General features: G+C 68.0%; 12 protein-coding genes. 9 read left to right on the forward strand and 3 right to left on the reverse strand.

Features of this window, described 5'->3' with window-relative positions; translation table 11 throughout:
- Positions 1-435 precede the first annotated feature (435 nt).
- Positions 436-945 carry a transcriptional regulator NrdR gene (nrdR, locus tag ACIA8E_RS27975; RefSeq protein WP_399302068.1) on the forward strand — a complete coding sequence of 170 codons (510 nt, stop codon included), beginning with the start codon at positions 436-438 and terminating at the stop codon, positions 943-945.
- Positions 946-1,105: 160 nt separating this feature from the next.
- Positions 1,106-4,009 (forward strand): vitamin B12-dependent ribonucleotide reductase, encoded by a 2,904-nt coding sequence (locus tag ACIA8E_RS27980; protein WP_399302069.1) that lies wholly within the window; start codon positions 1,106-1,108, stop codon positions 4,007-4,009.
- A 208-nt stretch (positions 4,010-4,217) separates the two neighbouring features.
- Here the strand turns inward: ACIA8E_RS27980 and ACIA8E_RS27985 are convergent, their stop codons facing one another.
- On the reverse strand, positions 4,218-4,754 hold the full coding sequence (locus tag ACIA8E_RS27985; protein ID WP_399302070.1) for a TerD family protein: 537 nt from the start codon (positions 4,752-4,754) through the stop codon (positions 4,218-4,220).
- Between the two features lie 128 nt (positions 4,755-4,882).
- Positions 4,883-5,863 carry a DUF1152 domain-containing protein gene (locus ACIA8E_RS27990; RefSeq protein WP_399302071.1) on the reverse strand — a complete coding sequence of 327 codons (981 nt, stop codon included), beginning with the start codon at positions 5,861-5,863 and terminating at the stop codon, positions 4,883-4,885.
- 80 nt (positions 5,864-5,943) lie between these two features.
- Between ACIA8E_RS27990 and ACIA8E_RS27995 the strand changes: the two genes are divergently transcribed.
- From ACIA8E_RS27995 to ACIA8E_RS28010, 4 genes are all read left to right on the forward strand, one after another.
- A complete protein-coding gene (locus ACIA8E_RS27995; RefSeq protein WP_399302072.1) occupies positions 5,944-6,549 on the forward strand; it encodes a YdbC family protein in 606 nt (201 codons plus the stop codon).
- Positions 6,550-6,700: 151 nt separating this feature from the next.
- Entirely contained in the window at positions 6,701-7,360 is a 660-nt protein-coding gene (locus tag ACIA8E_RS28000) for a histidine phosphatase family protein (protein WP_399302073.1), read from the forward strand.
- A gap of 12 nt (positions 7,361-7,372) precedes the next feature.
- Complete coding sequence (locus ACIA8E_RS28005) at positions 7,373-8,284, forward strand: ADP-ribosylglycohydrolase family protein (protein WP_399302074.1); 912 nt, start codon at positions 7,373-7,375, stop codon at positions 8,282-8,284.
- A gap of 184 nt (positions 8,285-8,468) precedes the next feature.
- Positions 8,469-10,250 carry a DUF4153 domain-containing protein gene (locus ACIA8E_RS28010; protein WP_399302075.1) on the forward strand — a complete coding sequence of 594 codons (1,782 nt, stop codon included), beginning with the start codon at positions 8,469-8,471 and terminating at the stop codon, positions 10,248-10,250.
- Positions 10,251-10,425: 175 nt separating this feature from the next.
- Here ACIA8E_RS28010 and ACIA8E_RS28015 read toward each other — a convergent pair whose 3' ends face one another.
- A complete protein-coding gene (locus ACIA8E_RS28015; protein ID WP_399302076.1) occupies positions 10,426-11,979 on the reverse strand; it encodes an MFS transporter in 1,554 nt (517 codons plus the stop codon).
- Between the two features lie 242 nt (positions 11,980-12,221).
- On the opposite strand from ACIA8E_RS28015, the gene ACIA8E_RS28020 reads away from it, so the two are divergent.
- From ACIA8E_RS28020 to ACIA8E_RS28030, 3 genes are all read left to right on the forward strand, one after another.
- The gene (locus ACIA8E_RS28020; RefSeq protein ID WP_399302077.1) at positions 12,222-12,848 is read left to right on the forward strand and encodes a TetR/AcrR family transcriptional regulator; all 627 of its coding nucleotides are present in this window, start codon (positions 12,222-12,224) and stop codon (positions 12,846-12,848) included.
- A gap of 116 nt (positions 12,849-12,964) precedes the next feature.
- Positions 12,965-13,675, forward strand: a complete 711-nt coding sequence (locus ACIA8E_RS28025) for a ribonuclease HII (RefSeq protein WP_399302078.1) — start codon at positions 12,965-12,967, stop codon at positions 13,673-13,675.
- A 60-nt stretch (positions 13,676-13,735) separates the two neighbouring features.
- Positions 13,736-14,356: a hypothetical protein gene (locus tag ACIA8E_RS28030; protein WP_399302079.1), complete on the forward strand. Its 621-nt coding sequence runs from the start codon at positions 13,736-13,738 to the stop codon at positions 14,354-14,356.
- Positions 14,357-14,409: the final 53 nt, after the last annotated feature.

Raw genomic sequence — 14,409 nt, forward strand, 5'->3', positions numbered from 1 at the left:
ATTGCTGGGTGTATGAGCGAAGCGCGGATCGGATTCCCACCCGGTGTGCGCGGGTTCGACGCGCGCCATGCACGACCGGCAATTCGGCTCATCACGCTAGCGTTCGCGGCTGCGGCGCCGCCACGCGGGGGTGGTCTTGCGGCCGCCGTTCCGGTCCGGCGTCGGGCGCCCCGCGATCCGGGCGGTCGAGCGTGTCCCGTAGCCTCGTAGTCGGTCGTACGCTGCCTGTGGGCCGCCCGGGACGCGCGACACGCGCTAGGGCCGAATGCGCGACCAAACCCAAGATCTAGTGGTTGGATTGTTCCAGCCACCCAGAAGTTGTGGTCCCTGGTCGATCGAGACCGTGACCATCGCCTATGCTTATGGCTGCTTCGAGGGCCCCTGACGGGGCCTGAAGAGGCCATTCAGTCGTGCTGTGAAGGAGGGTTGGGAGCCATGCACTGCCCCTTCTGCAGGCACCCCGACAGCCGGGTCGTCGACAGTCGCACCACCGATGACGGCACGTCGATCCGCCGTCGCCGTCAGTGTCCCGACTGCTCCCGCCGTTTCACGACGGTGGAGACCTGCTCGCTGATGGTGGTGAAGCGCAGCGGAGTCACTGAACCCTTCAGTCGCACCAAGGTCATTTCCGGCGTGCGCAAGGCATGCCAGGGGCGACCCGTCACCGAGGACGCCCTCGCCAAACTCGGCCAGCGGGTCGAGGAGGCGGTGCGCGCCACCGGAAGCGCCGAGCTGACCACCCACGATGTGGGTCTGGCCATACTCGGCCCCCTGCAGGAACTCGACCTCGTCGCATACCTGCGCTTCGCGTCCGTGTACCGGGCGTTCGACACACTCGAAGACTTCGAGGCCGCCATCGTGGAACTTCGCGAACGGCGGTCTCCCGTGGGGGGATGCGGGACCGGCGAGACCCTGGAGGTCCCCGTTCCCGCAGCCGTCGACTGAGCGACACCGGCTGCTCGACACAGGCGTATCGATCAGCGGCAGGGCGGCTACATAGATCTGCTCCGGGTGCTGTGCGCGGCGTCCGAAGCATCAGACACAGATTGTGCCCCGGGAAGTTCTGGGCACTGCAGGGCGTTTTTGCCCACATATGGGAGGCGGCATGACAGAGACGGCGAGCGGCCCGGCACGAGGTTCCCGAGCCAAGGGATCCAAGTCGACTGCGACCAAGCAGGGCCTGCGTATCGAGCGCATCCACACCACCCCCGGCGTGCATCCGTACGACGAGGTGGCGTGGGAGCGCCGTGACGTCGTCATGACCAACTGGCGCGACGGCTCGATCAACTTCGAGCAGCGTGGCGTCGAGTTCCCCGACTTCTGGTCGGTGAACGCGGTCAACATCGTCACCAGCAAGTACTTCCGCGGAGCTGTCGGCACGCCGCAGCGCGAGACCGGTCTGCGACAGCTGATCGACCGGATCGTGAAGACGTACCGGAAGGCGGGCGAGGACTACAACTACTTCGCCTCTCCGGCCGACGCCGAGATCTTCGAGCACGAGCTGGCGTATGCCCTCCTGCACCAGATCTTCAGCTTCAACTCGCCGGTCTGGTTCAACGTCGGCACGCCCCAGCCGCAGCAGGTCTCCGCCTGCTTCATCCTGGCCGTCGACGACTCCATGGAGTCGATCCTCGACTGGTACAAGGAAGAGGGCATGATCTTCAAGGGCGGCTCCGGCGCCGGCCTGAACCTCTCCCGTATCCGCTCCTCCAAGGAGCTGCTGTCCTCCGGTGGCAACGCCTCCGGTCCTGTCTCCTTCATGCGCGGCGCCGACGCGTCCGCCGGAACGATCAAGTCCGGTGGTGCCACCCGTCGCGCGGCCAAGATGGTCATTCTCGACGTCGACCACCCCGACATCGAGAACTTCATCGAGACCAAGGTCAAGGAGGAGGAGAAGATCCGCGCCCTGCGCGACGCGGGCTTCGACATGGACCTGGGCGGCGACGACATCACGTCCGTCCAGTACCAGAACGCCAACAACTCGGTCCGTGTGAACGACGAGTTCATGAAGGCCGTGGAGTCCGGCGGCAAGTTCGGGCTGCGCGCCCGGATGACCGGTGACGTCATCGAAGAGGTCGAGGCCAAGTCCCTCTTCCGTAAGATGGCCGAGGCCGCCTGGGCCTGCGCCGACCCCGGCATCCAGTACGACGACACGATCAACCAGTGGCACACCTGCCCCGAGTCCGGCCGGATCAACGGCTCGAACCCGTGCAGCGAGTACATGCACCTGGACAACACGTCGTGCAACCTGGCCTCGCTGAACCTTATGAAGTTCCTCAAGGACGACGGCAAGGGCAACCAGTCCTTCGAGTCCGAGCGCTTCGCCAAGGTCGTCGAGCTGGTCATCACCGCGATGGACATCTCCATCTGCTTCGCCGACTTCCCGACCCAGAAGATCGGCGAGAACACCCGCGCCTTCCGTCAGCTCGGCATCGGTTACGCCAACCTCGGCGCCCTGCTGATGGCGACCGGCCACGCGTACGACAGCGAGGGCGGCCGCGCCCTCGCCGGTGCCATCACGTCGCTGATGACCGGCACCTCGTACAGGCGCTCCGCCGAGCTCGCCGCGGTCGTCGGCCCGTACGACGGCTACGCCCGCAACGCCGAGCCGCACCAGCGCGTCATGAAGCAGCACGCCGACGCCAATGCCGCGGCCGTCCACATGGACGACCTGGACAACCCGATCTGGGCCGCCGCCACGGAGGCCTGGCAGGACGTCATCCGTCTCGGCGCCAAGAACGGCTTCCGCAACGCGCAGGCCTCGGTCATCGCGCCCACCGGCACCATCGGTCTCGCGATGTCCTGCGACACCACCGGCCTCGAGCCCGACCTCGCCCTGGTCAAGTTCAAGAAGCTGGTCGGCGGCGGCTCGATGCAGATCGTCAACGGCACCGTCCCGCAGGCCCTGCGCCGCCTGGGTTACCAGGAGGAGCAGATCGAGGCGGTCGTCGCCCACATCGCCGAGCACGGCAATGTGATCGACGCCCCCGGTCTGAAGGCCGAGCACTACGAGGTCTTCGACTGCGCGATGGGCGAGCGCTCCATTTCCGCGATGGGCCACGTGCGCATGATGGCGGCCATCCAGCCGTGGATCTCGGGTGCCCTCTCCAAGACGGTGAACCTGCCGGAGACGGCCACGGTCGAGGACGTCGAAGAGGTCTACTTCGAGGCGTGGAAGATGGGCGTCAAGGCGCTCGCCATCTACCGCGACAACTGCAAGGTCGGTCAGCCCCTCTCCGCCAAGACCAAGGAGAAGGAGAAGGCCGAGGTCACCGCCAAGGCCGAAGGCACCATCCGTGCCGCGGTCGAGAAGGTCGTCGAGTACCGCCCGGTCCGCAAGCGTCTCCCCAAGGGCCGTCCCGGCATCACCACCTCGTTCACGGTGGGCGGCGCCGAGGGCTACATGACCGCCAACTCCTACCCGGACGACGGTCTCGGTGAGGTCTTCCTGAAGATGTCCAAGCAGGGCTCCACCCTCGCGGGCATGATGGACGCCTTCTCCATCGCCGTCTCGGTCGGTCTGCAGTACGGCGTCCCGCTGGAGACGTACGTCTCGAAGTTCACCAACATGCGCTTCGAGCCGGCCGGCATGACGGACGACCCGGACGTGCGGATGGCGCAGTCGATCGTCGACTACATCTTCCGCCGCCTGGCGCTGGACTTCCTGCCCTTCGAGACCCGCTCGGCGCTCGGTATCCACTCGGCCGAGGAGCGCCAGCGTCACCTCGACACCGGTTCGTACGAGGCGTCCCTCGAGGACGACGAGCTGGACGTCGAGGGCCTGGCCCAGTCCGCCCCGATCCGGACGGAGCCGCTGAAGGCGGTCGCTCCTCCGAAGGAGACAGAGATGCCCGCCCCGAGGACGGCGCACACCTCGGCGGAGCTCGTCGAGATGCAGTTGGGCATCAGCGCGGACGCGCCGCTCTGCTTCTCCTGCGGCACGAAGATGCAGCGCGCCGGATCCTGCTACATCTGCGAGGGCTGCGGCTCGACCAGCGGTTGCAGCTGATTTTCGGGACCTGCTGGGCATGAAATAGCTGGTCAGGGCGGTGGAGCCGATATTCGGGCTCCACCGCCCTCGGCGTTTCGCGACCCAGCTCTGTGGTGTCTGATGCATCGGATCGCGCGGAAAGGGCTCGGCTCTGTGCGTGCTGCGGTGCCATGGTCCTGGACCTGCTCGACCAGTCGGTTCCCCGCCCCGGTTGCGTGCCGAGGCGTCACGTTCCGGGCGTGCGGCTTCCCATCGTCGCGGCGAACGAACCGGGGTCGCCGTCGAACCCCCGGATCGTCTCGCGGAACTCCCAGCCGCCCGAGCCGCCCCGGACGAACTCGGCGACCGTTGCCGCGGTGGCGCCGCCGACCGTGGAGAAATCGTCCTCCGCCAGATTTGTGTAGCCCTCACGAATCTGCACGCCGGTGCTCGCTATGTCGTCGAAGGTCTTTCGGCCGTCCCGTTGCTGAATGGCGACCCCGACGACGACGCGGGCGTACGAGGCCGACAACCGGTTCAGTTCCAGAGTCATCACCTCGTCGAAGCCGAGACCCTGGCCGGTCCTGCTGTCGCGGTTCAGCGTGATGGTGCCGTCCGGCGAACGGCTGTCGAAGTGCACGAGATACGAGGGGCTGCCGTACGGCTCGTCCGCCGGGTAGGTCGCGGCGATGATGTCGAGGTCATGGGCTGGGGCACCCGGAGGACTTGGGTCCCATTTGAGCCTGACTTCGACCTTCGCGAGGTCCTTGTTGGGCGTGCTCATCGGACTTCCCTCCTTGCCGCTGGGCCGTCGGACCGGTCGTACCACCCGATCATGTCCGTAACTGTTCATGGATCCAACCGGCTTGGTATCGGGCGGCGGAATCGGGCCAATATCGATTCCTGTGCAGTTCAATGCGGGATACGGCGCGGCGGGCGCTGCCTGATCTCCTCGCGGAAGAGCTCGATCGCGCTGCTGACCTGGCGCATCAGGTGGGTGTGCTCGATGCGGTCGAGGTACAGACAGTTGCGGGCGAGTCCCTCCAGTTCGAAGGCGAAGCAGAGCGACATCAACGGGTTGATGAACAGCTCGCTGCCCCGGGTGCGCGAGGTGAAATGGACGTCCCCGAAAGCTCCCTGTACCGCCGCGGCGATTGATCCGTTGACGATGCTCGGGTGGTCAGGGGTGTGCTTCTGGGCGTGGGCGACCGCGTCGACGAAGAGAGCGCCCTCACGGGTCGTACGGGAGACGGAGAAGGCGCCCAGGCAGGCGCCATCGCGTTCCAGGGCCGCGATGTTCTCCAGGACGAGTCCGTGACTCACCCCGTGATAGGCGTCGATTCCGAAGCCGATGGAGACAACGAGGCGCTCCGGTACGTCGATTCCGGCGAGCGCCGCGACGCTGGTGAGGTCCTCCTCCGGGGTGCCGAGCCCGGATTCGTCGCCACGCATCAGGATGTCCGTACCGCCGTCGACGAGGACGACCGCGTCGATGTCGTACCGCTCGATCAGCGCTCGGTAGGCGGCCCGCAGCGGCTGCACTCCCACCCGGGCGAAGGCGTGCACGGTGCTCGGGTAGTGGTGCAGTTCGAGCCACTGGGCGAGCGTGCGTTCCGGGAAGTACGGCTGGTGGAGGGACGTTTCGGGGGTGATCACCGCGACATCGGGCGCGAGCCAGGCATCGACGGGAAGCCCTTCGAGAGCGCTGAACGAGAGATTGGCGAGCCGGACGTCCTTGCCCTGATGCAGCAGGGAGAGTGCCACCGGAAGTCCCGCGTAGATGTCGAAGCCGCCGCCCGCCCCGGCGACGAGGATGCGTTCCGCGGAGTCGAGGCGGGCGAACAGGGTGTTGGCGAACAGAGGGTTGGCGGGCGGGGTGGTCATGGAGATCATTCTGCGATTCGCGGCGCCTGGTTCGGACGTACTCCGTCAGAGCGTGACCCGCGCCACGTTCGGCGCCGTACGATGGCGCGGTGCTGGTCAAGTGGATTCGCTGCACCGTGACGGACCGTCGCGGTTTCGAGCGGGGGCAGCGAAAGTGGGCGGGGCTGCTCGGTGAGCCGGGGTTCAGGGGACAGGGGGGCGGCTGGAGCCGGGGGCGACCGGAGGTTGCCCATGTCTTCGCGTTCTGGGAGAACCGGGTCTTCTACGACTCGTTCATGGCGCGTGCGCACGACAGGCTGGCTGCCGCACAGTCCGGAACGTACAGCGACATCCAGGTCAAACTGTTCGACTACCGCTTCGATGTGAAGACTGGCTTCGAGCCGCGCTTCACCGATGCGGATGTGGTCAGAGTGGCGCACAGCAGGGTGCACGAGGACCGGGTCGAACACTTCGCGCTGATGCAGGAGAGGGTGTGGAATCCGGCGATGGCCGGCTCTCCCGGCATGCTGCGTGGGGTGTTCGGCGAAGCCCCGGGGCACGAGTTCCTGGTGCTGTCGATGTGGCAGTCGAGTGCCGAGCGCGGCAAGTACCGGCCGGGGAGCGTCGAAAGGCTCTCGCAGCGGGCAGGGACCGAGGACGACGTGGCGGCGCTGGCGGGGGACGTCGTGCAACTCGACCCGTCCTGGACGGTGTGATCCTCGGGTACCTCGGGTCGGCCCCTGATCGGCGGGTCCCAGGCGGGGCGCGGGCGTGCCGGACGTCCTGGGCCCTGCTTCGCCGGGAACATGCGTCGGACGGATTCCGGACAACTGCTCGAATGGACCGGACTCGATCTAGGGTCTTTACATGGCACGACCGCAACGCATTGTCCTCGTCCGGCACGGCGAGTCCGAGGGCAATGCCGATGACACGGTGTACGAACGTGAGCCCGACCATGCATTGAGGCTCACCGCGACGGGGTTGCGGCAGGCCAGGGAGACGGGGGCACGGCTGCGCGACCTCTTCGGCGGGGAGCGGGTCAGCGTGTACGTCTCGCCGTACCGCCGCACACACGAGACCTTCAGGTCCCTCGGGCTCGACCTGGAGCGCGTGCGGGTGCGCGAGGAGCCGCGGCTGCGCGAACAGGACTGGGGGAACTGGCAGGACCGGGACGACGTGAGACTGCAGAAGTCCTACCGGGACGCGTACGGACACTTCTTCTACCGGTTCGCGCAGGGGGAGTCCGGCGCCGATGTGTACGACCGGGTCGGAGCTTTTCTGGAGAGCCTGCACCGGAGCTTCGAGGACCCCGACCATCCGCCCAACGTTCTGCTGGTCACTCATGGACTGACGATGCGGTTGTTCTGTATGCGGTGGTTCCACTGGTCGGTGGCCGAATTCGAGTCACTGTCCAACCCCTGCAACGGAGAGACGCGAATGCTGATGCTCGGCGAGGACGGGCGGTACACGCTTGACCGGCCCTTCGAGCGGTGGCGTACCCCTGAGCCGTACGGGATCACCGGATAGAGTGGAGAGGCGATGACCGTTGACTCCGCTTCCGCCCAACGCTTCGAACGCGCCCTGGCCAGCCTGCGAGGGCTGTCCGTGGGGGACGCTCTGGGCTCCCAGTTCTTTGTGCCCGCCAACTATCCGCTGCTGAAGCAGTGCGCACTGCCGCTCGGCCCCTGGCAATGGACCGATGACACGGAGATGGCCTGCTCCGTCCTGGCCGTGCTCGCCGGGCACAATCGCATCGACCAGGACGCGCTGGCCCACTCGTTCGCCGACCACCACGACTTCGACCGGGGATACGGCCCTGCTGTGAACCGGCTGCTGCGGCTGGTCCGGGAGGGCAGCGACTGGCGCGAGCTGGCGTCCGCGCTCTTCCAGGGCCAGGGCTCCTGGGGCAATGGTTCGGCCATGCGTATCGCACCCCTCGGCGCCTGGTACGCGGACGACCCCGAGCAGGCCACGCACCAGGCCGAGATCTCCTCGTACACCACGCATCAGCACCGCGAGGCCGTCGTGGGGGCGATGGCCGTCGCGGCGGCCGCCTCGCTCGCCGCCGCGCCCGGCGGCCCGCCGACGCCGACCGATCTCCTCGACGGGGTCATCGCCCTTGTGCCGCGCAGTGCGGTCGGCGCCGGGCTGCGCCGGGCGCGCGACATGCTCGACTACAGCGATGCCGGGACCGTCGCGGCGGTCCTCGGCAACGGCCGTCGTACAAGTGCACATGACACAGTGCCGTTCGCCCTCTGGTCGGCGGCACGGAGCCTCGGCGACTTCGAGCAGGCCTTCTGGGTGACCGCTCAGGCCGGTGGCGATGTCGACACGACCTGCGCAATCGTCGGCGGGGTCATCGCGGCAGGCAAGGCGGGGGCTCCGCCTGCCGCCTGGTCGGCACAGACGGAAGAGCTGCCCGGCTGGCTTCCCCGGCCGGGTCGCAGCTGACACGTCTCGACTGTCACGGTACTGCCACATCCCTGCCGCACACGTCTGCGAGCGGTACCGGGGGGTCTACCCTTTCGGCCACGCCGCCGTCAATGATCATCATGACGGTCGTGCGCCGAATGAGAGCCGAGGTGCTCGCGCTGCTCAGCAGCTGCGTGAGCGGAACTCGGTGGGAGGGGGTCCCATGTCCGATCACACGTCAGAGTCAACCCGGAAGCCAGAGTCGTCCGAGTCGTCTCGCCCGCGGGAGCCGTCGGCGCCGCCGGAGTCTTCGAAGTCGCGGGAGCCGTCGGTGGCCGCGGGGCCGTCCGAGCCGCCCGGTAGGTCCGCAGCGCCGAGCGTGCCCGATTCCGACGACGCCGTCCCGGAGCCGCCGAAGGGCCCGGCGTACGCGCAGCACGGATGGCAACCGCATCCGCCGCCCAACCCCTGGCAGAGCCGTCAGCAGCAGGCCGGCACGGTTGCGCGGCTACGCCCGGCCCCGCCGGTCGCCATCCGCAACGCCACACTCTGGTCGGTCGTGGCCACCGCGCTCCTCAGTGGCCTGTTGCTGGGGGACGGTCTCGGCCTGAACCTGCTGATTGTCGCGCTTCCCGCCGCGCTCGCGGCCTTCTTCGCCGCTGAGGCCGCGGGTCGCCGGCTCCGACCATGGTCCGCTGTCTGGGCGCTGGGCGGTCTGTCACTGCTCATCGTCCCAGCGCTCCGGGACGCGGGCTGGCCCACCTTCCTCGCTGTGGTGTCAGCCGTCGCGCTGGGCTCGCTCACCCTGCACGGCAGCCGCAGCTGGCTCGGGGTGTTCCTCGGTTCGGTGGGCCTGTTCTCCTCCGCCGTCGAGGGAGTGAGATGGGGCGGGCTGGGCATTCGCGACCGGATGGCCGGTTCTCGCGGTCGATGGGGTGTCGCCTTCCGGTCCACCGCGGTGGCCGTTGTCCTGCTCATCGTCTTCGGAGCGCTGTTCGCAAGCGCGGATGCCGCGTTCGCCGATGTGCTCGGCAATTTGATGCCGGATGTGTCGCTGGGCGACAGCCCCTGGCGGTTCTTCCTCTTCGTGGTCGGACTGGTCGGTGCGCTCACTGCCGCCTATACCGCCGCCGCCCCCATCCGCTGGGACCGCATCACCGTGCGGGCAGGCAAGGCCCGAGGCCGGCTGGAGTGGGCGCTTCCGCTCATCGTGCTGAATCTGCTCTTCGCCGTCTTCATCGCCATCCAGCTCACCGTGTTGCTCGGCGGATACGACAAGGTGATGGCCGAGACCGATCTCAGCTACTCCGCATACGCCCGTCAGGGCTTCTGGCAGTTGTTGTGGGCAACGCTGCTCACCCTCCTCGTGATCGCGCTCGCCCTGCGCTGGGCCCCTCGTGGTGAAGCGCGCGACCGCACTCTCGTGCGGATCGTCCTCGGCACGCTGTGCCTGCTCACCCTTGTCGTGGTGGCCTCCGCGCTGCGGCGCATGGAGCTGTACGTCGATGCTTACGGCCTGACCCGGCTGCGGATATCCGTCGCCGCGGTCGAGCTGTGGCTGGGCGTGGTGCTGATCCTGATCATGGCGGCGGGCGTGTTCGGCGCCCGGCTGCTGCCGCGCGCCGTGGCGGCGAGCGCGGCCGTCGGTGTGCTCGTGTTCGGTCTGGTCTCGCCCGACGGGCTGATCGCGGAACAGAACGTTCAGCGCTACCGCAACGATCACGCGATCGACATCGACTACCTCCGTGGCCTCTCGGCCGACGCCGTACCGGCCCTCGACACACTGCCCGAACCGCTGCGGTCCTGTGCCCTCGGCGAGATCCAGCGCACGCTGCGCGTGTCCGACGCTCCTTGGTACGCCACCAGCTGGGGCGAGGCGCGGGCACGCGACATTCTGGAGAACCGGAGCGCGAACGCTCTCGTGACGGACTGCGCGGGCCTCGGAAGCGGTGAGGACGGCGGTGATCGGGGCGGTTACGAAGACGACACGTACGACCCGTACTGATGACGCCGCCTACGGATGACGCCCCCTACGACCCGAACTGATTTGGATCGCTGAGCCGTACGCGGCGATCCGGGCAGGTGCAGGCCGCATCCCCGTGGACGGCCTGCACCTGCGCCGACGCGCGTGCGTCTGCCTGCGCGCCACCCGGCGTACCGGTCCGCACCGGCGTGCGACGCTAGGCTCCAGGGCCACCCGCGGACGCCTTGCCGCTCAACGCATCCAGATCGCTCTTGCGTACCCGGATCACCAACACCGCAGTCAGCAGGGCGAGCGCGGCCATCGCCACCGCTGCCGTGAACGCCGTCGAAATGCCGTGCGTGAGCACCTCGTGTCCCCAAGGCGCGGGCAATTCGTGCGTCTCCGCGAACTTCGCCTTCTGTTCCGGCGTCGCCTGCGCCATGAACGACGGAATCTGCCTCTCCGCCTCGTTGCGGCTTGCCGTCCCGAAGACCGTCACCAGGATGGAGAGGCCCAGCGAACCACCCACCTGCTGGCTGGCATTGAGCAGTCCGGATGCCGCCCCGGCCTCGTGCTGTGCGACCCCGGAGACAGCGGTCAGCGTCAGCGTGACGAAGTTCAGGCCCATGCCGAAGCCGAACACCAGCAGCGGCCCCAGCACCCCGCTCGCATAAGAGCTGTCGGGCGAGATGAACGTCTGCCACAAGAGGCCGATTCCGGTGAGTGTCGAACCGGTGATCATGAACGGTTTGGGGCCGAGCACCGGCAGCAGCCGCTGCGACAGCCCTGCGCCCATGGCGATGGCGACCGTCACGGGCAGGAAGGCCAGACCCGACTCGATGGGGCTGTAGCCCAGCACGTTCTGCACGAACAGGACGATGAAGAAGAACATGCCGAACATGGCGGCGGCCAGGCTGAGCATGATGAGGTACGTCCCCGACCGGTTGCGGTCGGCGAACATCCGCAGCGGAGTGATCGGTTCCTTCGCCCGCATCTCGATGAGCACGAATGCGGCTAGGAGTACCACCGCGGCGCCGAAGGACCCCACGGTGACGGAGTCCCGCCAGCCCTCCTCGGAGGCCCGGATGAATCCGTACACCAGCGAGGCCATGCCGAGGGTCGAGGTCAGTGCGCCCGAGACGTCGAAGCGGCCGGGGTGCTTCTCGGACTCGTTGATGTACATGGGTGCCAGGACCGCGATCAGCACACCGATCGGTACGTTGACGAAGAAGACCCAACGCCAGTCGAGCCATTCGGTGAGCGCTCCGCCGGCCAGCATGCCGATCGCGCCGCCCCCCGCCGAAACTGCGGCAAAGACTCCGAACGCGCGGTTCCGCTCGGGTCCTTCGGGGAACGTGGTGGTGATCAGAGCGAGTGACGTCGGTGAGGCGATGGCTCCGCCGATGCCCTGGAGGGCCCGGGCCACGAGCAATTGCCACGGCTCCTGGGCCAGTCCGCCCAGCAGGGAAGCAAAGGTGAAGACCAGGATTCCGGCTATGAAGACCCGGCGGCGGCCGAGGATGTCACCGGCCCTGCCGCCGAGAAGCAGCAGCCCACCGAAGGTCAGCGTGTAGGCGCTGAGGACCCAGGACAGATCGGTGGTGGAGAAGCTGAGTGCGTCCTGGATGTGCGGAAGCGCGATGTTGACGATCGTGGCATCGAGCACAACCATCAACTGACATGCGGCGATGACCGTGAGGGCGATCCCCCGTCGCCCCTGCCGTCGGGCCGCGCCCGGCGGACTCTGTGCTTCTAGCTGAGAGGTTGTCACTATGGATCCCCCACAAGTGAATTAGTGAACGGAAGCGTTCACTGTCTCGTCAACGGTAGTGAGTCCCCGTCAGTGAACGCAAGCGTTCACTGAAGCCGCCGTTGCCGGGATGTCGGCGGAATTGCTCGGTCCGGGCCTGCTCGGTCCGATGACGATCGGTCCTGATGCGTCTCGACGTCCTGAATCCGCCGCACCGTCCCGACCCGCCTCACCGTCCGACCTGTTTCGATGGAGAAAAGCTGATGGTTACTTCGCGTTCGGCGGCCGCCGCTCGGCCGCCGATGGCGTCACCGCGCCGCCGCGGGCCCGTACTGGAACGCGCGATCCTCGATGCCGCCCTGGAGCAACTGAGCACGGTGGGCTGGAACGGGCTGACGATGGAGGGTGTCGCCGCCGGGGCCCAGACAGGGAAGGCGGCGGTCTACCGGCGATGGCCCTCGAAGGAGGACCTGGTGGCAGACGCGCTCCAGACGGCACTGCCGGCGCTCGGTGAGGCACCCGACTTCGGCAGCGTTCGCGAAGATCTGTACCAGCTCTGCCGGCGACTGCGCGACGCCATGCTCTCCAAGCCCGGATGCGCGCTGCGTTCCGTACTTCACGAGTGCGACGCAAGCTCTGCCGAGCGGTTCCAGTCGGTGATCCTCAGAGGGGTGATCCAGCCGTCGACCGAGCTCCTCCGGGAGGTCGTCGGCCGAGGAATCGCGCGTGGCGACGTCCGACCCGACGCCACGGGCGAGCTGTCCTTCGAGGTGATCCCCGCGATGATGATGTACCGCAGCAAGGTGTGCGGCAGCGAATGGACGGACGGGGAACTCGCCGAAATGATCGATCAGGTCGCGGTGCCGCTGTTCCGCTCCTTCGACAACTGAACGTGACGGCCGGGGGTCGGGCCGTGAGCGCCCCGGCGGGGATGTCGCGGACGGGACAACGGTCCGGCGCCCCGGGGTGTTCTCGCCGTTGTCGTCGGCGTACCCTGGCTGGCGCCATGCCGTACGAACCACCCACGCACACCGTCGAGCGCTCACTGCGCGCTACCACTGGTGCCAAGACCGTCGCCGGTGTCGACGAGGTCGGACGCGGAGCGTGGGCGGGACCGGTCACCGTATGCGCGGCCGTCACCGGCCTCCGCAAGCCTCCCGCCGGGCTCACCGACTCCAAGCTGATCAGCCCCAAGCGCCGCGCCGAGCTGGCGCCGCTGCTCGAGGGCTGGGTCACCGCCTACGGTCTTGGAGACGCCTCGCCGCAGGAGATCGACGACCTCGGGATGACCGCGGCCCTGCGCCTCGCCGCTGTCCGCGCCCTCGAAGCGCTGCCTGTGCGGCCCGACGCGGTGATACTCGACGGCAAACACAACTACCTGGGCGAACCCTGGACGGTCCGAACCGTCATCAAGGGCGACCAGTCCTGTATCGCGGTCGCGGCCGCCTCGGTGATCGCGAAGGTTCGCAGGGACACGATGATGGCCGAACTGGGTGCGGAATCGGGGGAGTACGCCGCCTTCGTCTTCGGTGCCAATGCCGGTTACCCGTCCCCCGTGCACAGGGCCGCTCTGGAGGCGCTGGGGCCCACGCCCCACCACCGTCTCTCGTGGTCCTACCTCGACGCGCTGCCCAAGTGGCAGCACCTGAAGAAGGTCCGTTTCTCCGCCGAGGCGGCTGCACTGGAAAGCGGGGGCCAGCTCGGCTTCGACTTCTGATCGCGCATTTGTGCCCACCCGCTGATGCTCATCGCGTCGGCATTTGATAGACAACCACCCATGCCTCTCATCCCCGAGGAGCCTCAGATTCACGAGAGCGCCCAGGGTCCCCGCGTCACTCCGGCCGCAGGCCGTACCGCGCCGACCCCCCGTCCCGTACCCGGTCCGCGTTCCGCGGCCATGCCGCGCCCCGGTCGTCCGGGGCCCGGTCCCGCGAGGCCCGCGCCCCCGGCACAGCGCCCGCACCCCACCGTCGGTCAGTCTCAGGCTGCCCGCTCGCAGAGCCGTTCCGTGCCGCAGATCCAGCTGATCCCGGCCTCGGCCGGCGGTGCGCTCGACGCCGCCGACGAGGCAGTCGATCTGCTGCTCGACTCCGGACGCGCACCGGGCGACATCCTGGTGCTCACCACCGGTGATCATCACCCGTGGGCCGCGCACGAGCTGTCCTTCGGAGAGGCCGCCTACTGGGCCCAGCACGAGGCCGGTGAGGATGTCTTCTTCGCCGGTGCCGCGGGCGCGGACCGGGTGCAGGCCCGTCCCGTGGTGATCGTCGCGGTCAATGGAGCGGCCGATGACGCCGCCGCCCGTGCGTTGCTCCTCGCGCAGAAGCGCGCCGGGGCGCTGTTGATCGTCTGCGGTGACCCGCAGCAGATCAACACCGTGCTCGGCGTCGGCGTCTGAGCCGTTCGGCACGTACGACCGTGGTGACCCGGCTGCCCTACGGGGCGGCCGGG

The organism is Streptomyces sp. NPDC051664, assembly GCF_044453545.1.
In the GTDB taxonomy this organism is placed as follows: domain Bacteria; phylum Actinomycetota; class Actinomycetes; order Streptomycetales; family Streptomycetaceae; genus Streptomyces.